The 19,433-nt window shown below is 70.1% G+C and carries 17 protein-coding genes and 1 tRNA gene; 12 read left to right on the top strand and 6 right to left on the bottom strand.

The features are described 5' to 3' along the window. Window positions 1-8: 8 nt before the first annotated feature. The 3 genes from rlmC to AB7E03_RS00485 all read right to left on the bottom strand — a co-directional run bounded on the left by rlmC (window position 9) and on the right by AB7E03_RS00485 (window position 1,940). Complete coding sequence (gene rlmC, locus AB7E03_RS00475) at window positions 9-1,136, bottom strand: 23S rRNA (uracil(747)-C(5))-methyltransferase RlmC (protein WP_489938282.1); 1,128 nt, start codon at window positions 1,134-1,136, stop codon at window positions 9-11. Between the two features lie 54 nt (window positions 1,137-1,190). After that, window positions 1,191-1,266: transfer RNA gene (locus tag AB7E03_RS00480), tRNA-Arg, on the bottom strand. 59 nt (window positions 1,267-1,325) lie between these two features. After that, window positions 1,326-1,940: an iron ABC transporter ATP-binding protein gene (locus AB7E03_RS00485; protein WP_489938284.1), complete on the bottom strand. Its 615-nt coding sequence runs from the start codon at window positions 1,938-1,940 to the stop codon at window positions 1,326-1,328. Between the two features lie 127 nt (window positions 1,941-2,067). Between AB7E03_RS00485 and argS the strand changes: the two genes are divergently transcribed. The 8 genes from argS (at window position 2,068) to prfA (ending at window position 13,341) form a co-directional block, all read left to right on the top strand. Continuing rightward, a complete protein-coding gene (gene argS, locus AB7E03_RS00490) occupies window positions 2,068-3,756 on the top strand; it encodes an arginine--tRNA ligase (protein WP_489938286.1) in 1,689 nt (562 codons plus the stop codon). Window positions 3,757-3,815: 59 nt separating this feature from the next. After that, window positions 3,816-4,616, top strand: coding sequence for an LmeA family phospholipid-binding protein (locus AB7E03_RS00495; RefSeq protein ID WP_489938288.1), 801 nt, complete (start codon window positions 3,816-3,818; stop codon window positions 4,614-4,616). Between the two features lie 122 nt (window positions 4,617-4,738). Continuing rightward, the gene (gene lysA, locus AB7E03_RS00500; RefSeq protein ID WP_489938290.1) at window positions 4,739-6,217 is read left to right on the top strand and encodes a diaminopimelate decarboxylase; all 1,479 of its coding nucleotides are present in this window, start codon (window positions 4,739-4,741) and stop codon (window positions 6,215-6,217) included. Then, the gene (locus tag AB7E03_RS00505; RefSeq protein WP_489938292.1) at window positions 6,214-7,584 is read left to right on the top strand and encodes a homoserine dehydrogenase; all 1,371 of its coding nucleotides are present in this window, start codon (window positions 6,214-6,216) and stop codon (window positions 7,582-7,584) included. Before lysA ends, AB7E03_RS00505 begins: the two co-directional genes overlap by 4 nt. Then, a complete protein-coding gene (thrC, locus tag AB7E03_RS00510; protein ID WP_489938294.1) occupies window positions 7,584-8,690 on the top strand; it encodes a threonine synthase in 1,107 nt (368 codons plus the stop codon). The genes AB7E03_RS00505 and thrC overlap by 1 nt, the downstream gene beginning before the upstream one ends. Then, window positions 8,687-9,652: a homoserine kinase gene (thrB, locus tag AB7E03_RS00515; protein WP_489938296.1), complete on the top strand. Its 966-nt coding sequence runs from the start codon at window positions 8,687-8,689 to the stop codon at window positions 9,650-9,652. Before thrC ends, thrB begins: the two co-directional genes overlap by 4 nt. A 253-nt stretch (window positions 9,653-9,905) precedes the next feature. Next, window positions 9,906-12,179 carry a transcription termination factor Rho gene (gene rho / locus AB7E03_RS00520; protein WP_489938298.1) on the top strand — a complete coding sequence of 758 codons (2,274 nt, stop codon included), beginning with the start codon at window positions 9,906-9,908 and terminating at the stop codon, window positions 12,177-12,179. 85 nt (window positions 12,180-12,264) lie between these two features. Continuing rightward, entirely contained in the window at window positions 12,265-13,341 is a 1,077-nt protein-coding gene (prfA, locus tag AB7E03_RS00525; RefSeq protein WP_489938300.1) for a peptide chain release factor 1, read from the top strand. 9 nt (window positions 13,342-13,350) lie between these two features. Here prfA and prmC read toward each other — a convergent pair whose 3' ends face one another. Beyond that, entirely contained in the window at window positions 13,351-14,250 is a 900-nt protein-coding gene (prmC, locus tag AB7E03_RS00530; RefSeq protein WP_489938302.1) for a peptide chain release factor N(5)-glutamine methyltransferase, read from the bottom strand. Between the two features lie 101 nt (window positions 14,251-14,351). Between prmC and cysK the strand changes: the two genes are divergently transcribed. Further along, complete coding sequence (gene cysK, locus AB7E03_RS00535; RefSeq protein ID WP_489938304.1) at window positions 14,352-15,290, top strand: cysteine synthase A; 939 nt, start codon at window positions 14,352-14,354, stop codon at window positions 15,288-15,290. Window positions 15,291-15,294: 4 nt separating this feature from the next. Then, window positions 15,295-15,864 carry a serine O-acetyltransferase EpsC gene (gene epsC, locus AB7E03_RS00540; RefSeq protein ID WP_489938306.1) on the top strand — a complete coding sequence of 190 codons (570 nt, stop codon included), beginning with the start codon at window positions 15,295-15,297 and terminating at the stop codon, window positions 15,862-15,864. A gap of 20 nt (window positions 15,865-15,884) precedes the next feature. On the opposite strand, the gene AB7E03_RS00545 is transcribed toward epsC, so the two are convergent. Beyond that, entirely contained in the window at window positions 15,885-16,853 is a 969-nt protein-coding gene (locus tag AB7E03_RS00545) for a TetR/AcrR family transcriptional regulator (RefSeq protein ID WP_489938308.1), read from the bottom strand. 111 nt (window positions 16,854-16,964) lie between these two features. Between AB7E03_RS00545 and AB7E03_RS00550 the strand changes: the two genes are divergently transcribed. Then, a complete protein-coding gene (locus AB7E03_RS00550) occupies window positions 16,965-17,888 on the top strand; it encodes an ATP-binding cassette domain-containing protein (RefSeq protein ID WP_489938310.1) in 924 nt (307 codons plus the stop codon). After that, entirely contained in the window at window positions 17,885-18,682 is a 798-nt protein-coding gene (locus tag AB7E03_RS00555; protein ID WP_489938312.1) for an ABC transporter permease, read from the top strand. Before AB7E03_RS00550 ends, AB7E03_RS00555 begins: the two co-directional genes overlap by 4 nt. Before the next feature lie 102 nt (window positions 18,683-18,784). On the opposite strand, the gene AB7E03_RS00560 is transcribed toward AB7E03_RS00555, so the two are convergent. After that, entirely contained in the window at window positions 18,785-19,417 is a 633-nt protein-coding gene (locus tag AB7E03_RS00560) for an HAD family hydrolase (protein WP_489938314.1), read from the bottom strand. Window positions 19,418-19,433: the final 16 nt, after the last annotated feature.

The following is a 19,433-nucleotide window of genomic DNA, read 5'->3' on the forward strand; positions in this document are numbered from 1 at the left end:
TGGGTCGCTCAGGCGGCCCGCTCCAGCAGGACGGCCACCTCCATGTGACCGGTCTGCGGGAACATGTCGAGCACACGGCCGGTCCGGATGCGGTACGACGGCATCCGGGCCAGGTCGTGGGCGAGGCTCTTCGGGTTGCAGCTGGAGTAGACGACGCTTCGGACGCCGGAGCCTTCCAGCCAGCCCGAGAGCTCCGCCCCGATCCCGCGCCGGGGCGGGTTCACGATAACCAGTTCCGGTGCGCTCGCCGCAGAGAGCGCAAACGCCGTCGCGTCACCCGAACGGAAGGCCACCTGGGGCAGCCCGGCGGCCGCCGCGGTCGCTCGCGCGCTGCGCACTGCCTCCCGGCTCGTCTCCACGCCCACCACGCGGCGGCCGGGTGCGGCGACGTGCAGGGCGAAGCCGCCGACGCCGCAGTACAGGTCCCAGACGGAGGCCGGGTCCACGGCGTCCACCCACGACGCCACCTGGCCGTACAGCTCGGTGGCGACTGCGGTGTTCGTCTGGAAGAAGCTCTGCGGCCGCAGTCGCAGCGACACCTCGCCGAGGCGCATCGGGAGCACAGCCTCGCGGGTCAGCACCACCTCCCGGTCGCCCTCGACCACCGCCTTGTGCTCGGCCTGCAGGTTCACGGTGACCACCCGCGCGGCCGGCAGCTCGGCCAGCAGCCATCCCAGGCCGGCGCGCACGCGGGAGACCGTCTCCTCCGACCGCGCGACGAAGCGCACCATCAGCTCGCCGTCGGGCGACTCGGTCACCAGCACGTACTTGAGCTCGCCGCGGCGCTCCGGAACGCTGTAGGGCTCCAGCCGTTGACGGGTCACGAACCGCGCGAGCACCGGCAGGGCGGCCCGCACGCCGGGGGCGCAGATCCCGCACTCGCGCAGGTCGACGCCCCGACCGGCCTCATCGAGGATTCCGATCGTCGGAGCCGTGGCCGTGCCGCCGATCACCATCTTGGCCTTGTTGCGGTACCCCGACTCCGCGCTTGCCACAGGCGGAAGCCAGTCCGCGTCGCCGAACGGAGCGAGGAGCTCACGGGCCAGACGGTCTTTGCCGCTGAGCTGTTCCGCGTAGGGGACACCCATCAGCGTGCACGAGCGGCACACGCCGGCATCGAAGTACGAACAGTCCATGCGGCTCTCGGATCTGGCGTGCCGGAACCGTTCACGTGCGAACGGCCGGCGGGATGGTGCCCCCAGTAGGATTTGAACCTACGGCCTTCTGCTCCGGAGGCAGACGCTCTATCCCCTGAGCTATGGGGGCCAGGGTGCCGAACTAGGCTAGCATCCCCTCGCGCCAGGAGGTGACACCAGCCGTGACGCTCAGCTGGCGGGGACGTTCGCCATCACGCTCTCCATCAACGGGGCGGCGTCGCCCGGCTCGAAGAAGGCGCTCGACTCGGCGACGATCCAGTACGAGCCCCGGAACACCTGCACCTGCCCGGCCGTCCCTGCTTTGAAGTAGCCCTCGACCTGCGGCGGGACGCCGTACGTCGGAACGGGCTTCGACGCCGTGATCGCGGCGTTCTTGAGGTTCTCCAGCTGGCTCGCCGGCGGCTTAGCTACGGCGACCTCGATGACGTCGCCGCTGGTCTGGTTCTTCCACGCGCAGGCGACCCCCTGCCAGTCGGCGATCTTCTTCTCGAGTGAACCGGCCTTGGGCTCGTAGCCCGGGTCCGCGCCGTAGTTCGGGTTGAAGGCATACAGCTGGTCCGCCGTCATCACCTGATCGCAGGTGAGGCCGACCGGCGTCGGCGGATCGGTCGGCGTCGGAGTCGGAGTGGCGACCGCCGTCGGGTCGCCGCCTGCCGTCGACGAAGCGGTCGGCGGCGTGGTCGAGGATGCGGTCGGCGCGCAGCCGGCGAGTGCGGCTGCTGCGAGGAATCCTGCCGCGGTGGTCGCGGCCAGAAGGGCGAAACGGCGGGTGGTGAACGGCATGCGGCTTTCGTCTCTCTGTTCGGCGCGCGCCGTGCGGGAGCGCGCGTCGCGATGACCCTATCAATTGAAGCGGTGAAGGCGACTCGCGCGGGGAGCGCCCTCCCGGCTCCCGGTAGAATCGTTCCTCATGACTCCCGCTGACCTCTCCGCCGCCCTTCTCGACATCATGACGACGGTGGTCGGGCAGCGACGAGAGGCCGGCGCCGACATCCCGAACCTCACTCTCACGGTGGATGACGTGCCGCTGGAGCGCCCGAAGAACCGCGACCACGGCGACTGGGCATCGAACGTGGCGATGCGCCTCGCGAAGAGGGTGGGGGCGAACCCGCGCGAGCTCGCCGAGCAGATCGCCGCTGCCGCAGCCGGGATCGACGGGGTGGCCTCCGCCGAGGTCGCGGGCCCCGGCTTCATCAACTTCCGGTTGGAGGCCGCGGCCGCCGGCCAGCTGGCCCAGACCATCGTCGAGGCCGGTGAGGCGTACGGCCGCGGCGATGTCTACAACGGGCTGAGCGTGAACCTGGAGTTCGTGTCCGCCAACCCGACCGGCCCTGTGCACATGGGCGGCGCCCGCTGGGCTGCTGTCGGCGACAGCCTCGCGCGCATCCTGCAGGCCGAGGGCGCGGATGTGACCCGCGAGTACTACTTCAACGACCACGGCTCGCAGATCGACCGCTTCGCCCGGAGCCTCCTCGCCGCCTACCTCGGCGAGCCGACGCCGGAGGACGGCTACGGCGGCGGCTACATCCACGAGATCGCGGACCGCGTGGTCGCGCAGTACGACGGCGACCTCGCCGCCCTGCCGCGCGAGGAGCAGCAGGAGGTGTTCCGCTCGGCGGGCACCCAGCTGATGTTCCAGGAGATCAAGGAGCGCCTGCACGCGTTCGGCGTCGACTTCGACGTGTACTTCCACGAGGACTCGCTGCACGAGTCCGGCGCGGTCGAGCGTGCCATCTCGCGCCTCCAGGAGCAGGGCCACATCTTCGAGGCGGACGGCGCGATCTGGCTGCGCACCACGACTTTCGGCGACGACCGCGACCGCGTCGTCATCCGCTCCAACGGCGAGCCAGCGTACATCTCGGGCGACCTCGGCTACTACCTCGACAAGCGGGAGCGCGGCTTCGAGCAGAACATCATCATGCTCGGCGCCGACCACCACGGGTACATCGGCCGCATGATGGCGATGGTGGAGGCGTTCGGCGACGTTCCGAACGTCAACCTGCAGATCCTGATCGGCCAGATGGTGAACCTGGTGAAGGACGGCGAGCCGGTCCGCATGTCCAAGCGCGCGGGCACCATCGTGACGCTCGACGACCTGGTGGATGCCGTGGGCGTGGATGCCGCCCGCTACGCCCTGGTGCGCTCCTCCACCGACTCGCAGCTCGACATCGACCTCGACCTGCTGACCAAGCGCAGCAACGACAACCCCGTCTTCTACGTGCAGTACGCCCACGCCCGCACCCGCTCGGTCGCGGCGAACGCCGAGAAGGCAGGCGTCGACCGCAGCACGTTCGCGCCCGAGCTTCTGACCCACGAGACGGAGTCGGCGCTACTCGGCGGTCTGCAGGAGTTCCCGCGCGTGGTCGCCCAGGCGGCCGAGCTGCGTGAGCCGCACCGCGTCGCCCGCTATATCGAAGAGCTGGCGGGTCTGTACCACGCGTGGTACGCAGTGAGGGACGGTTCGACGCGCGTGCTCCCGCACGGCGAGGAGCCGGTGACCGACCTGCACCGCACGCGCCTGTGGCTGAACGACGCCACCGGCCAGGTCATCCGCAACGGCCTCGGGCTGGTGGGGGTGTCCGCGCCCGACCGGATGTGACCGGCCGAGCATGACGCAAACGGCACGAACCGCGACGACCGAACGGATGTGACCAGCGGATGAGCGACAACACCACGCAGGTGCTCCCCACACCCGACCAGCCCGACCAGCCGGCCCGGCGCCGGCGACGGCCGTTGCGGCTGCTGCTCGCGATCGGCATCCCGGTCGTGGTGGTCGTCGTGCTGCTCGTGGTGGTGGACACCGCGCTGCGCGCCTACGCCGAGCAGCGGGTGTCGGCCGAGATCGAGAAGAAGCTGCCGTCCGACATCCAGGGCCAGGTGACGACGCACATCGGCGGCTTCTCCGTGCTCCAGCAGTACCTCTCCGGCTCGTTCCAGAGCGTCGAGCTCGAAGCTCCGAAGCTGGTCGTGAAGGGCGCGCCGCTGAGCGCGAAGGTCGTGGCCACGGGCGTCCCCGCCGACTTCTCGAAGCCGATCGCGGATGCGACCGGGACCCTGTCCATCAGCCAGGATTCGCTGAACAAGCTGGTGCAGATCCCGGGCGCCACCGGCGGCATCACCCTGAACGACGGGACGGTCGGCTACGACGGCACCCTCGATCTGCTCGGGCTCCCCGTCGGCTACACCGTCACGGCGACGCCGAAGGCGGCGGGCGACCAGGTGCTGCTCCAGCCGGAGAAAGCGTCGCTGAAGACGGGCGCAGGCAACGTGAACCTCGACCGCCTGCTGCAGGCGCTCACCTCGCAGGGACCGTTCCCCGTGTGCGCGGCGCAGTACCTGCCGGAGGGCGTCCAGGTCTCCGACATCGCGGTGACACCGGGTCGCGCGACGGTGCAGCTGACCGCTAGTGATTTCGTCCTCGACGAGAAGTTCATGAACAGCAAGGGGAGCTGTTCGTAACACGCACCGAGCGGGCCGCGGCGCCTGGATAGACTTCTTCTGTCATCTCCACCGGCTTCAGGGGCCAACCCGGGTCCGCTCGCCTAGGAGACCCCCACTCGTCGCCACCCGTGAGGTTCCCTATGGCTGATCCTGTCTCCGTCGTCGGACGATCCGAGGCACCACCCAACCCGCTCGCCCCGTCCTGGCTGCATGTCCCCGACGACGCGAACGCGCTCGTTCGCGGCCTCTGGTCGCGCACCATCGCCCGCGCAGACGGCGAGCTCGTCGTCGGAGGGGTCCGCGCGAGTGAACTCGCACAGCGCTTCGGCACACCGCTCTATGTGATCGACGAGCAGGACGCCCGGTCGCGCGCCGTCGAGGTGCGCGAGGCGTTCGATCATGCGTTCGCCGACATCGGCACGGCCGCGAAGGTCTACTACGCGGGCAAGGCCTTCCTGAGCATCGAGGTCGCCAAGTGGATGGACGCGGCCGGCCTCTCCATCGACGTGTGCAGCGGCGGCGAGCTGGCCGTGGCCCTGGCCGCCGGCGTCGACCCCGAGCGCCTGGGCTTCCACGGCAACAACAAGTCGCTCGCCGAGATCGATCGCGCGGTCGAGGTCGGCATCGGCGCCATCGTAATCGACAGCATCCAGGAGATCGGCCGGGTCGCCGAGGCTGCGGCGCGGCACGGTGTCCGGCAGAGTGTCCGGCTGCGCGTGAACAGCGGCGTGCACGCCCACACGCACGCGTTCCTGGCGACCGCGCACGAAGACCAGAAGTTCGGCATCGCGCTGGAGCACGCGCTCGAGGCGGTGGCGGAGATCCGCTCGCACGCCTCCCTCGCCTTCCGCGGACTGCACTGTCACATCGGCTCGCAGATCTTCGGTGCGGACGGCTTCGCGGAGTCGGCCGCGCGCCTGCTGACCCTGCACAAGCAGCTGCTGGCCGGGGGAGACGTCCCTGAGCTTAACCTCGGCGGCGGTTTCGGCATCGCGTACACGGCCGCCGACGATCCCGCCCCGATCGAAGAACTCGCGCGCCGCATCGCCGAGACGGTGGCTGCGGGATGCGAGGAGCTCGACATCCCGACGCCGGTCGTCGCCTTCGAGCCGGGCCGCTCGATCATCGGAACCGCAGGCCTCACCCTGTACACCGTCGGTACCACGAAGGATGTTCCGGTCGTCTTCCAGGACGACGGCGAGACCGCCATCCGCCGCTACGTCAGCGTGGACGGCGGGATGAGCGACAACGCCCGGCCCGCGCTGTACGAGGCCGAGTACTCGGCCAGGATCGCGAGCCGCATCTCGTCGACCGCGCCGGCCCTGGTGCGCGTCGCGGGCAAGCACTGTGAGAGCGGCGACATCGTCGTGAACGCCGAGTACCTCCCGGGCGACGTCGAGCCGGGCGACCTGCTCGCGGTGCCCGCGACAGGGGCCTACTGCTGGCCCCTGTCGAGCAACTACAACCACATCGGACGCCCGCCTGTCGTGGCGGTGCGCGACGGGGAGGCCCGGGTCATCGTCCGCGGCGAGACCATCGAGGACCTCCTCGCGCGCGACACCGGTTATCGGGGCGCGGCCTCCACCGAGTCCGCGTCGAAGGAGCGCAGCCACGCATGATCGAGTACCGAAACCTCCGTGTCGCCCTGCTCGGGGCCGGCTCCGTCGGCTCCCAGGTGGCGCGATTGCTCCTGGAGCAGGGCGACGAGTTCGCCTCCCGCGTCGGAGCACGCTTGGAGCTGGTGGGCATCGCCGTCCGCGACGTGGATGCCCCGCGCGACACCGACCTGCCGCACGAGCTGTTCACGACCGACGCCTCCTCCCTCATCCTCGGCGCCGACATCGTCGTCGAGCTCATGGGCGGCATCGAGCCGGCCCGCGGCTACGTGCTGGAGGCGCTGAACTCCGGCGCCGACGTGATCACGGCCAACAAGGCGCTGCTGGCGACCCACGGCCCCGAACTGTTCGACGCCGCCGAGCAGGTGGGCGCGCAGCTGTACTACGAGGCGGCAGTCGCCGGAGCCATCCCGATCATCCGCCCGCTCCGCGACAGCCTCGCGGGCGACCGGATCAACCGCATCCTCGGCATCGTCAACGGCACCACCAACTTCATCCTCGACCGGATGGATGTGAACGGCGAGACCCTTCCTGACGCGCTCGCGACCGCCACCGAGCGCGGCTACGCCGAGGCGGACCCGACCGCGGACATCGGCGGGTACGACGCCGCGCAGAAGGCCGCCATCCTCGCCAGCCTGGCGTTCCACACGGTGGTCCCGCTCGACCGCGTCTACCGCGAGGGCATCACGAGCGTGAGCAAGGCGCAGGTGGATGCGGCGCGCGAGGCCGGCGCGGTGATCAAGCTCCTGGCGATCTGCGAGAGGCTGACCGACCCGGAGACGGGGGAGGAGGGCGTCTCAGCCCGCGTCTACCCGGCGCTGATCAGCAGGGACCACCCGCTCGCGGCCGTCCACGGAGCGCACAACGCCGTCTTCGTGCAGTCGGCCGCAGCCGGCGACCTGATGTTCTACGGCGCGGGCGCCGGTGGCGTCGAGACGGCATCCGCCGTGCTCGGCGACGTCGTCTCCGCCGCCCGCCGCCACGTCGTCGGCGGACCGGGCGTCGCCGAATCCACCCATTCCGACCTCCCGGTGCTCGACATCGGCCGCGTCGTCACCCGCTACCAGATCACTCTGGATGTGAAGGACCAGCCCGGCGTGCTGGCCGCGGTCGCGCGCATCCTGAGCGACGGCGGCGTCAGCGTCGAGACCGTGCAGCAGTCGGTTCCGAGCCACACCGGACCGGTCGTCGTGGCCGGTTCCGCGTCGCCGGGCGACGGCCCGATTCACGGCGGCGGCAGGGCCACCGCTACCCTGGTCATCGGCACCCACGAAGCCGAGGAGGCCGCACTCGCGGCCACCGTCGAGGCTCTCGCGGCCAGCGACGTCGTGATCGCCATCTCTTCCGTTCTCCGAGTCGAAGGATCGTAATGCCCCAGCCGAAGGCCTACAGTCGTCAGTGGCGCGGCGTCCTCCGCGAGTACGCGGACCGCCTGAACATCTCCGACGCCACTCCGATCGTGACACTGGGCGAGGGCGGCACGCCGCTCATCCCGGCCCCTGCGCTCTCCGCGCGAACGGGAGCCGACGTCTACGTCAAGTTCGAGGGCATGAACCCGACCGGGTCGTTCAAGGACCGCGGCATGACCATGGCGATCTCGAAGGCCGTCGAGCACGGCGCGAAGGCCGTCATCTGCGCCTCAACCGGCAACACCTCGGCCTCGGCCGCCGCCTACGCGACCCACGCCGGCATCCAGGCCGTCGTGCTGGTGCCCGAGGGCAAGATCGCAATGGGCAAGCTCAGCCAGGCCATCGCGCACAACGCGCAGCTGCTGCAGGTGCAGGGCAACTTCGACGACTGTCTCGACATCGCCCGCGACCTCGCCACCAACTACCCGGTGCACCTGGTGAACTCCGTGAACCCCGACCGCATCGAAGGCCAGAAGACGGCCGCATTCGAGGTCGTCGAGGCGCTCGGCGACGCCCCCGACTTCCACCTCGTCCCGGTCGGCAACGCCGGCAACTACACGGCGTACCACCGCGGCTACACCGAGGAGCTGCAGCGCGGCGAGTCGACCAAGCTGCCCCGGATGTTCGGCTTCCAGGCCGCGGGCAGCGCCCCGATCGTGCTCGGCCACGCCGTCAAGGACCCCGACACCATCGCGACCGCCATCCGCATCGGCAACCCCGCATCGTGGGAGCTCGCGCTCAACGCTCGCGACGACAGCGAGGGCTGGTTCGGCGCGATCGACGACACCAAGATCCTCGAGGCGCACCGCATCCTCTCCGCCGAGGTGGGCATCTTCGTCGAGCCCGCGTCCGCGATCAGCGTCGCAGGGCTGCTGGAGCGCTCGGAGGCGGGCATCATCCCCGCCGGGTCCACCGTCGTGCTGACGGTCACCGGCCACGGCCTCAAGGACCCGCAGTGGGCTCTCCGCACGGCGGACGGCTCCGACGTGCAGCCGACCATCGTGCCGGTCGACACCGCCGCGATCGCCGACGTGCTCGGCCTTCAGCCGGCCGAGGCCACCGCGTGACCTCGCCGGACCTCCGCGGCCGCACGGTCACGGTCAAGGTTCCGGCGACGAGCGCCAACCTTGGACCGGGATTCGACACGCTCGGCCTCGCGCTCGCGCTGTACGACGAGCTGGAGGTGTCGGTCCGCGACGAACCGGGCGCGACCGTCGAGGTCACCGGCGTCGGCGAGGGCGAGGTCCCGACCGATGCGAGCAACCTCGTCGTCCGCGCGATCGCGCACACCTTCGACGCGGTCGGCGTGCCTCTGCCCGGCCTGTCGCTGCGGGCGCGCAACAGCATCCCGCACGGCCGGGGGATGGGCTCCTCCGGCGCCGCGATCGTCTCCGGCATCATGGCTGCGAAGGGACTCCTGGACGGCGTCGTGGACCTCGACGCGCAGCAGCTCCTCGCCCTGGCCAACGATATGGAGGGGCACCCGGACAACGTGGCGCCCGCCCTGTTCGGCGGCCTCACGATCGCCTGGGTCACGCCCGAGGGTCCCCGCTTCAAGAAGCTCATCGTGCACCGCGGCGTCTCGCCGCTGGTGCTCGTGCCCGAGCACGTGATGTCCACGGCCCTCGCGCGCAGCCTGCAGCCGCAGTCCGTGCCGCACGAGGATGCCGTGTTCAACGTCTCCCGCTCCGCGCTGCTGGTCGCGGCTCTCATCCAGAGCCCCGAGCTGCTGCACGCGGCCACCGAGGACAAGCTCCACCAGAGCTACCGCGCCTCGGCCATGCCGGAGACGAACCGCCTGATCACCCTGCTGCGCGAGAACGGCTTCGCGGCCGTCGTCTCGGGAGCGGGGCCCTCGATCCTGGTGCTCGGAAGCGACCCGAGCCAGCGGCTGGCCGCGGCGAAGCTCGTCGAGGAGTCGGCGCAGACCCGCTGGCAGCCGCTGATGCTCGCCGTCGACTTCAAGGGCGCGACCGTGAGCCGCGTGCTGGACGAGTCGGCGACACGGTCGGACACACCTGTCGCGTAGCGTCGAGAGCGTTGCCGCCGAGGTGGTAAACTGCACTCGCACCCGAAGAACCCGCGTCACGAGCGAATCCAGCTTCCGGGTGATCTCCTAGCAATCATGCCGTCACTCCTGCCTGCCTTCCCGGGTACCCCCTGACGGGGTATCGGGGCGGCGACGTAGCGCGGATCCGAACGCAGCGCGTACAGGCAGTTCATGTGACGAAGCTTCCACAGACGGCGCGCAGAAGGCGCGCCGGGGGAAAGGACCCTCTTCCGTGACAGATGTCAAACTCCACGCCGGGGGCGTGGACACCAGCGACCTGGCCACGCTCAAGGTGGCAGAGCTGCAAGCTCTCGCCGCCGAGCTCGGACTCCAGGGCGCGACCCGGCTCCGCAAGGGCGAGCTGGTCGAGGCGATCGGCGCAGCACGCGCCGCATCCGCTCCGGCCGACGGCGCCACTGACGCCGACGCGACCGACTCCGCCGAGCCGGCCGAGAATGTGAACGCCGCCGAGCCCGAGCTGGCTGCCGCTGCGTCCCAGGTGCTCACCGAGCCGCTCATCGCTGAGCCGCTCGTCGCCGAGGAGGCCCCGGCCGAGCGCGTCGAGCCGACCGTGGGCGACCCGGTGCTCCCGCAGGCGGATGCGTCCGCCGAGCCGGCCACCGGTGGCCGTCGTCGCGGCTCGCGCCGCGTCTCCAGCCCTGATGGCACCGGAATCGCCGCCGGCGCCACCGGCGCCACCGGCGTCGCAGCCGACGCCCACGTCAACTCCGGCGCCACCGGCGTCGAGTCGCTCATCCCCGATGTGGATGCGCTGCTCGACTCGGCTCTCGCCTCCCGCGAGCAGGCGCGCGGCCAGCAGAACGGCCAGAACAGCCAGAACGGCGCCCAGGACGACCAGGGCAACGGCCAGAACCAGGGCGGCGGCCGCCGTCGCCGCGGACGTGGCCAGGGTGGCCAGAACGACCAGAACGCCGACCAGGGCCGCGATGCCCAGCAGGCCGACCAGGGCCAGCAGGCGCAGCAGTCCGACCAGCAGGCCGACGGTCAGCAGGGCGAACAGGGCGACAACGCAGGCGAGCAGCAGGGCCAGGGCCGCAACCGCCGCAACCGCAATCGCAACAAGAACAACGCCCAGCAGAACGAGCAGGGCCAGAACCAGAACCAGGGCCAGAACCAGGCCCAGGGTCAGCCGAAGGACCTGCAGCAGGGCGGCCAGCAGCAGGGCCAGGGCCAGCAGAACCGCGGACAGAACGCGGAGCAGCAGGCCGAAGGCGAGCGCGCGGGCCGCTACCGCGACCGCAACCGCAAGCGCCGTGGCGGGGTCGTCGGCGACGACTTCGAGCCCGAGCTGACCGACGACGACGTCCTCATCCCGGTCGCCGGCATCCTGGATGTGCTCGACAACTACGCGTTCGTCCGCACCACCGGCTACCTGCCGGGTGCGAGCGACGTGTACGTCTCGCTCGGCCAGGTCAAGAAGTACAGCCTGCGCAAGGGCGACGCCGTCGTCGGCGCCATCCGCCAGCCGCGCGACAACGAGAACAACAGCCGCCAGAAGTACAACGCGCTGGTCAAGGTCGACTCCATCAATGGGCAGACCCCGGAGGAGGCCGCGGCGCGCGTCGAGTTCGGCAAGCTGACTCCGCTGTACCCGCAGGAGCGCCTGCGTCTGGAGACCGAGCCCAGCAAGGTCACCCAGCGGATCATCGACCTGGTCGCCCCGATCGGCAAGGGCCAGCGCGGCCTCATCGTCGCGCCGCCGAAAGCCGGCAAGACCATCGTGATGCAGCAGATCGCCAACGCGATCACCGCCAACAACCCCGAGGTCCACCTCATGGTCGTTCTGGTGGACGAGCGTCCGGAAGAGGTCACCGACATGCAGCGCACGGTGAAGGGCGAGGTCATCGCCTCCACCTTCGACCGTCCTGCCGAGGACCACACCACCGTCGCCGAGCTCGCCATCGAGCGTGCGAAGCGCCTGGTGGAGCTGGGCCACGACGTCGTCGTGCTTCTCGACTCGATCACCCGCCTAGGTCGCGCCTACAACCTGACCGCTCCGGCGTCGGGCCGCATCCTCTCCGGTGGCGTGGACGCGTCCGCGCTGTATCCGCCGAAGCGGTTCTTCGGCGCGGCCCGCAACATCGAGCACGGCGGCTCGCTGACCATCCTCGCTTCGGCGCTGGTGGAGACCGGCTCCAAGATGGACGAGGTCATCTTCGAGGAGTTCAAGGGCACCGGCAACATGGAGCTCCGCCTGTCGCGCCAGCTGGCCGACAAGCGCATCTTCCCGGCCGTCGACGTCAACGCCTCCGGCACGCGCCGCGAGGAGATGCTGATGGGCCAGGACGAGGTCAAGATCACCTGGAAGCTGCGCCGCGCCCTCGCCGGGCTCGACCAGCAGCAGGCCCTCGAGATCGTCCTCGGCCGCCTCAAGGAGACCTCGAGCAACGTCGAGTTCCTCATGCAGGTGCAGAAGTCGATGCCCGAGCCGACCAACGGCCGCGGCGCCGCGCACTCGCACGGCCACGAGAACGACCACCGCTAGCAGCGTTCAGCGCCCGTCCGCCGTGCCTTCCGCACGGTGGGCGGGCGCTTCGGCGTTCCCTGGCCTCCCGCAGAAAGAAGACCCCATGTTCGAATCGGTGAACACCCTCATCGCCGAGCACGACGACCTGCAGCAGCAGCTCTCCGACCCGGACCTGCACAGCGATCCTGTGCGCTCCAAGCGGGTCAACCGGCGCTACGCCGAGCTCAGCCGGATCGTCGCGGCCTACAACGAGTGGAAGGAGCTGACGGACGACCTGGAGGCGGCACGCGAGCTCGCCACGGAGGACGCGGCGTTCGCGGAAGAGATCCCGGGCCTGGAGGAGAACGTGCAGCAGACGGGGGAGCGTCTTCGCCGGCTGCTGATCCCGCGCGACCCCAACGACTCCCGTGACGTGATCATGGAGATCAAGATGGGCGAGGGCGGCGCCGAGTCGGCCCTGTTCGCGGGTGACCTGCTGCGCATGTACCTTCACTACGCCGACTCCAAGCGCTGGAAGGCCGAGATCATCGAGCAGACCTCCAGCGACCTCGGCGGCATCAAGGATGTCCAGGTCGCCTTCAAGGGCAACTCGACCGACCCCGCAGAGGGCGTGTGGGCGCACCTGAAGTACGAGGGCGGCGTGCACCGCGTGCAGCGGGTGCCCGCCACGGAGTCGCAGGGACGCATCCACACCTCGGCCGCCGGCGTGCTGGTGTTCCCGGAGGTGGACGAGCCGGAGGAGGTCGACATCAGCCAGAACGACCTCAAGATCGATGTGTTCCGGTCGTCCGGGCCCGGCGGTCAGTCCGTCAACACGACCGACTCGGCGGTGCGGATCACGCACGTCCCCACCGGCATAGTCGTGTCCATGCAGAACGAGAAGAGCCAGCTGCAGAACCGTGAGGCCGCGATGCGCGTGCTTCGTGCCCGACTGCTTGCACGGCAGCAGGAGGAGGCGGATGCGGAGGCAGCGGAGTTCCGCAAGGGCCAGATCCGCACCATGGACCGCTCCGAGCGCATCCGCACGTACAACTTCCCCGAGAACCGCATCGCCGACCACCGCACCGGCTACAAGGCCTACAACCTCGACGCCGTCATGAACGGAGCCCTCGACCCGGTCATCGAGTCGAACATCCTCGCCGACGAAGAATCGCGCCTGGCCGACCTGGCCAACGACTGACCCCCCGGTTCAGCGGAGGGCGGTCGTCGCGCGGTCGCGGGTCGTCAGGTCGCGGTGGGTCGCCGCGGCGCGCCAGCCGTCGGCCGTGAGCAGCTCGCGGATCGCCGCACCCTGCAGCTCGCCGTGCTCCAGCACGAGGGTTCCGCCCGGGTGCAGGAGGCGCTGGGCGACGCGGGAGATCGTGCGCACGACATCCAGGCCGTCTGGTCCGCCGTACAACGCAGCATGCGGGTCGTGGAGGCGCACCTCCGGGTCGCGCGGGATGGCGTCGTCGGGCACATAGGGCGGGTTCGAGATGACCACGTCGACCGTGCCGTCGAGCTGCGGGAGGGCGTCGGCGAGGTCGATGAACACCGGCGTGAGGTTTTCGGCGCCGACCTCGTCGATGTTCTGCCGGGCCCAGATGAAGGCTTCCGGCGAATTCTCGACGGCGTAGACGCGGGCGTGCGGCACCTCGGTCGCGAGGGCCAGCGCGATGGCGCCACTGCCGGTGCCGAGGTCGACTGCGACCGGCTCGGGCGTCGGGACGGCGCGCAGCGCATCGATCGCGAACTGCGCCACCTGCTCGGTCTCCGGACGCGGAACGAACACTCCGGGCCCGACGTTCAGCTCGAGCGAGCGGAAGGGCGCGCGCCCCGTGATGTGCTGCAGCGGCTCGCGCGCAGCGCGTCGCTCGACGAACTCCCGCAGCCGCGACGCATCCTCGGGCGAAGCCTCCGCATCCATCACGATGAGCGCCTGAACGCGACCGCGGCCCACCCCCAGCACGTGGCCGATCAGCAGCTCGGCATCCACCTCTGGGTCGGGGACGCCGGCGCGCGAAAGCTGCGCCACGGCGTCGTCGCGGAGGTCACGGACGGCGACGGCGGGGGTCTCGGGCAGGGGCGTTTCGGGGGCTTCGGGGGTCATCGCCCGACGAGCCTACCGCCCGTCACGGGCCTTCGCCGAAGCACTGCGGCGTCTAGAGTGGTGAGGCGCTCCCATCCACCGGATTCCCCAAGGAAGAGGCCATGTCAGGTCACATCTACGACAACGTCACCGAGGCTGTCGGGCGGACCCCGCTCGTGCGCCTGAACCGCCTCACGGAGGGCGTCGACGCGACGATCCTCGCCAAGCTGGAGTTCTACAACCCGGCCGGCAGCGTGAAGGACCGCATCGGCGTCGCGATCGTCGACGCGGCCGAGAAGGCGGGCGCGCTCACCCCCGGCGGCACGATCGTGGAGGCGACCAGCGGCAACACCGGCATCGCTCTGGCGATGGTCGGAGCGGCCCGCGGCTACAAGGTGATCCTGGCGATGCCGGAGACCATGAGCAAGGAGCGCCGCGTGCTGCTGCGCGCGTTCGGCGCCGAAATCGTGCTGACCCCTGGGCCCGACGGGATGCGCGGCGCGGTCGAGACGGCGCAGGAGATCGTGGCGAACACCGAGAACGCGATCTGGGCACAGCAGTTCGCCAATGAGGCCAACCCGGCCATCCACCGCGCCACCACGGCCGAGGAGGTCTGGGCGGACACCGACGGCGGGGTCGACATCTTCGTCGCGGGCGTCGGAACCGGCGGTACCATCACGGGTGTCGGCCAAGTGCTCAAGGAGCGCAAGCCCGAGGTGAAGGTCGTCGCCGTCGAGCCGCTGGACTCGCCCATCCTGAACGGTGGGAAGCCGGGCCCGCACAAGATCCAGGGGATGGGCGCCAACTTCGTCCCCGAGATCCTCGACACCACTGTCTACGACGAGGTCGTCGATGTGTCGTTCGAGGATGCGCTCGACGTGGCGAAGCGGCTGGCGAGCGAGGAGGGCATCCTCGCCGGGATCTCGTCCGGTGCGATCGTCTGGGCCGCTCTGCAGCTGGCCCAGCGGCAGGAGAACGCGGGCAAGACCATCGTGGCGGTGGTGTGCGACACGGGCGAGCGGTACATCTCCACGCCGCTCTGGGCCGACCTGCTGGACTAGCGGCGTGCCGATCTTCCGAGCGCGCGAGGACATCCGCAACGCGCGCAGGCACGACCCTGCCGCGCGCGGGAGTTTCGAGATGGCCGTCGCCTACTCGGGGCTCCACGCAATCTGGGCGTACCGCATCGCCCACCGGATGTGGACAAGCGGCCTGCGCACGCCTGCACGCTTCCTGTCGCAGTTCACGCGCTTCCTGACCGGGATCGAGATCCACCCCGGTGCGCGCATCGGCAGGCGGTTCTTCATCGATCACGGGATGGGCGTGGTCATCGGTGAGACGACGTGGATCGGCGACGACGTCATGCTGTACCACGGCGTCACGCTGGGCGGCCGGGGGAGCGGTCATGGCAAACGGCATCCCACGATCGAGGACGGCGTCGTGGTGGGCGCGGGCGCCAAGGTGCTCGGGGCCATCCGGATCGGAGCGCACTCGGTGATCGGCGCCAACGCCGTCGTCACGCGGGATGCGCCCCCCGAGTCGCTGCTCGTCGGCGTGCCCGCGCGCGCCCGCCCGCGCTCCGGTCATGAGCTGATCGCCGGCGAGGACTGGGTCGACCCCGCGATCTACATCTGACCCGCTGCGGTCGGAGAGGCTCAGCGGGATTCGCGCTCGGCCTCCCGGGCGGCACGCTCACGGGCGCGGGCGATCGCCTCCCGCTCGTTCTTCCGGGCCTCGCGCAGCTTCGATTCGGCCTCCCGGCGGGCCTTGGCGGCCTCCCGCACCGCCTTGTCGCGCGGCACCGCGTCGGGACGCTCCTCGAACGCGGTGACCGGCTCCCCGCTACGGCGCCCGGCTACGTAGGTCTCGATCCCGTCGAGGATGCGCTCCAGCCCGAAGGCGAAGTCGTCCTGCTCGTCGGCCCCGTCGGAGTCGGCGTAGGCGCCGGAGGCGACGAGCGGCGCGAGGTCCGGGAAACGCTCGGGCGTGACCAGCTCGGAAAGAGCGGCGGTGAACGCCTCGCCGTGGGCGGCGGGGGCGTCCGCGGACTGGGACCGGCCGACGTCGCGCTCGACGACCGCGATGGCCCGGGCGTACGACGACAGCAGCAACGCCGTCGACATCTTCTCGGCGTCGGTCAGCGGCAGGTCGCGCATCTCGCGCAGTCCCCAGTCGAGCACGGCCAGGTTGTTGGGCATCAGGGGGATGCCGCTGATCGGGATGTCGGGGAACCACGGGTGCTCCTGGATCACCTCGATGCTCGCCATGGCCCATTGTCGGAGACCGGCGCGCCAGTCCGCAGACTGCTCGGGGCTGTTCCCGCCGCGCGCGGCCAACTCGTCGTCCGGCGGGATGCGGATGGCGCAGACCGCATCCTGCATCAGCGCCAGCACATCGTCCTTACTGGTCACGTACCGGTACAGCGACATCGTCGTGAAGCCCAGCTCGGTCGCGATGCGGCTCATCGACACCGCACCGAGCCCATCCGTGTCGGCCACCTCGATCGCGGTGTCCACGATCCGTTCGATGCTCAACTCGCGTTTGGGCCCGCGCTGTGGATGCTCGGCCACGCCCCAGCTGAGCGCGACGGCACGGGGGAGCGCCTCCTCGACGTCTTCTGGCATCTGCGGCGCCTTTCCGAAGTGTGTGTTGACACTCATCCTAGAACTGTGTATCACTTAAACAATCGTATGCGGCATAAACAGTTTACGTGACACACAGTCGAAAGGAACACCATGACCGGACCAGCGATCGAGCTGACAGGCGTGCGCAAGTCGTACGGCGCGCAGACCGTCCTCGACGGAATCGACCTCCGCGTGGAGGCGGGAAGCGTGTTCGCGCTCCTCGGCCCCAATGGGGCAGGCAAGACCACGCTCATCACCATCCTCTCCACGCTCGTCCGGCCCGACGAGGGCACCGTGACGGTGGCGGGACACGACCTCGCGACCGACCCGGACGGCATCCGCCGGGCGATCAGCGTCACCGGCCAGGCCGCCGCGGTGGACGGCGTGCTCACCGGAGAGGAGAACCTGCGCATGATGGCGCGGCTCGTCGGCTTCAACAGCACCGAGGCCCGCGGCCGGGCGGCGGAACTCATCGAGCGCTTCGACCTCGGACCGGCGGCACGCAAACGCGTCGCCACCTACTCGGGCGGGATGCGGCGCCGCCTCGACCTGGCCCTCAGCCTCGTCGCGACCCCACCCGTCATTTTCCTCGACGAGCCGACGACAGGCCTCGACACCCGCAGCCGGCAGACGCTGTGGGACATCATCCATGACCTCGCCCGTCGCGGGACCACCATCCTCCTCACCACGCAGTACCTGGAGGAGGCGGATCAGCTGGCCGATCGCATCGCGGTGCTCGACCACGGCGTGATCGTCGCCGAGGGCACCGCGGACGAGCTCAAGGCGCGGGTCGGCGGCGAGGTCGTCGAGCTCCGGGATGCGGGCGGCGACATCGTCCGCGAGCTCCCGACCGACGGCAGCATCGAGGCGCTGCGCACAGCGATCGACGAGCTGGATGCGCTCGGTGTCACCGGCGGATCGATCGGCATCCGCACGCCGTCGCTGGACGACGCGTTCCTCGCGCTGACCGGCCAGAACTCCAACCACAGCACATCCCATCCCACCACCGACACCTCGAAGGAGGCCGTCCGATGACCGCCCTCACCCTCCCCGTCCGCCCCGAGCGGCCCGTCACCCCGCTCACCAGCTCGCTCGTCTTCGTCGGCCGCAGCATCCGCCACTCGCTGCGCGACGTCGAAGCCCTCACCATGGCGATCGTGCTGCCGGTGATGCTCATGCTGCTGTTCACGTTCGTCTTCGGCGGCGCGCTCGATGCGGAGGGCGGCTACGTGCAGTACGTCGTGCCGGGCATCATCCTGCTGTGTGCGGGATTCGGCGCGTCCAGCACCGCGGTGGATGTCGCGCGCGACATGAGCGACGGGATCGTGGACCGCTTCCGCACCATGCCGCTGCGTTCGCGTGGCGTGGTGACCGGGCACGTCGTCGCCAGCCTGCTGCGCAACCTCCTGGCGACCGGCGTGGTCATCGCGGTGGCGCTGCTGGTGGGCTTCCGGCCGACCGCCGATGTGCTGCAGTGGGCGGGCGCTCTCGGCGTCGTCGCCCTCTTCATCCTGGCCATCACGTGGTTGTACGCAGGTCTGGGCCTCGCCGCGAAGAGCCCGACGGCGGCGAGCGGGTACGGTTTCGCGTTGCTGTTCCTTCCCTACCTGTCGAGCGCCTTCGTGCCGACCGACACGATGCCGTCGTGGCTGCAGTGGATCGCCGAGAACCAGCCGATCACGCCGATCATCGAGACGATCCGCGCCCTCCTGTTCGGTCGCGACCCCGGCAGCGACCTCTGGTGGGCGCTCGGCTGGTGCGCGCTGATCATCGTGGGCGCCTACGTCTGGGCGGCCTGGCTCTTCCGCCGCTCCGCCGGACGTCGCTAGTCCCACTCGTACCCATCCCCATCCCCAAGCCAACAGCTCCTGAGTTTTTCCGGTCCGGCACGGCGTGTCGGCCGAAAAACTCAGGAGCTGTTGGCGTGGGACTCAGCGGGGGCGGGCGGCGAAGGCGTGGAGGGCGTCCAGGAGGCCCTCGATGTCGAAGGTGCCGTCTTCGTGCTTGACGAGCTGGTGGGCGTGCATCCCGCAGGCGCGTGCGCCTTCCACATTCGCCGCGGAGTCGTCGAACAGGATGGCGTCGGCCGGGTCCACCCCGAACCGCCCGAGCGCACGCGTGTAGATGCGGCGCTCGGGCTTGCGTGCGCCGAGCACGGCGGAGACGAGGTCGTTGTCCTGCAGCACGTCCACGATCTCGGGAGTGAGCACGGGCAGCGAGTCCTTGAAGGGAATGGGGTTGTTCGAGAGCAGCGACACCGTCCCGAGGGATGCGGCCTCCTTGAGCGCGGCGATGGATCCGGGGATCGGGGTCATCGCCGCCTTGCGGGCCTCCTGCCACTCCTCGAGCGACAGGTGAGCACCGGTGACCTCCGCGAACGCTGCCAGGTATTCCTCGCTGGTGGAGTACTCGCCGATCTCCGCCGCCCGTTCGAAACCGCCGGCCCACCAGGTGGAGGCCAGCCGGTATTGGCTCACGCCTCCGAGCTCCGCGAGCTTCGGCAGCCGCTTGTGGAAGTCGTAGTCGTAGAGCGTCTTGTCGCAGTCGAAGAAGTAGACATCCATCTGCTCCAGTATCGTC

This window comes from Leifsonia sp. RCC_180, from assembly GCF_058138205.1.

Bases quoted from the DNA above. Each gene is read 5' to 3' on its own strand.
- rlmC (WP_489938282.1), bottom strand. From the start codon at position 1,136: ATGGACTGTTCGTACTTCGATGCCGGCGTGTGCCGCTCGTGCACGCTG.
- AB7E03_RS00485 (WP_489938284.1), bottom strand. From the start codon at position 1,940: ATGCCGTTCACCACCCGCCGTTTCGCCCTTCTGGCCGCGACCACCGCG.
- argS (WP_489938286.1), top strand. From the start codon at position 2,068: ATGACTCCCGCTGACCTCTCCGCCGCCCTTCTCGACATCATGACGACG.
- AB7E03_RS00495 (WP_489938288.1), top strand. From the start codon at position 3,816: ATGAGCGACAACACCACGCAGGTGCTCCCCACACCCGACCAGCCCGAC.
- lysA (WP_489938290.1), top strand. From the start codon at position 4,739: ATGGCTGATCCTGTCTCCGTCGTCGGACGATCCGAGGCACCACCCAAC.
- AB7E03_RS00505 (WP_489938292.1), top strand. From the start codon at position 6,214: ATGATCGAGTACCGAAACCTCCGTGTCGCCCTGCTCGGGGCCGGCTCC.
- thrC (WP_489938294.1), top strand. From the start codon at position 7,584: ATGCCCCAGCCGAAGGCCTACAGTCGTCAGTGGCGCGGCGTCCTCCGC.
- prfA (WP_489938300.1), top strand. From the start codon at position 12,265: ATGTTCGAATCGGTGAACACCCTCATCGCCGAGCACGACGACCTGCAG.
- prmC (WP_489938302.1), bottom strand. From the start codon at position 14,250: ATGACCCCCGAAGCCCCCGAAACGCCCCTGCCCGAGACCCCCGCCGTC.
- cysK (WP_489938304.1), top strand. From the start codon at position 14,352: ATGTCAGGTCACATCTACGACAACGTCACCGAGGCTGTCGGGCGGACC.
- AB7E03_RS00545 (WP_489938308.1), bottom strand. From the start codon at position 16,853: ATGCCAGAAGACGTCGAGGAGGCGCTCCCCCGTGCCGTCGCGCTCAGC.
- AB7E03_RS00550 (WP_489938310.1), top strand. From the start codon at position 16,965: ATGACCGGACCAGCGATCGAGCTGACAGGCGTGCGCAAGTCGTACGGC.
- AB7E03_RS00555 (WP_489938312.1), top strand. From the start codon at position 17,885: ATGACCGCCCTCACCCTCCCCGTCCGCCCCGAGCGGCCCGTCACCCCG.
- AB7E03_RS00560 (WP_489938314.1), bottom strand. From the start codon at position 19,417: ATGGATGTCTACTTCTTCGACTGCGACAAGACGCTCTACGACTACGAC.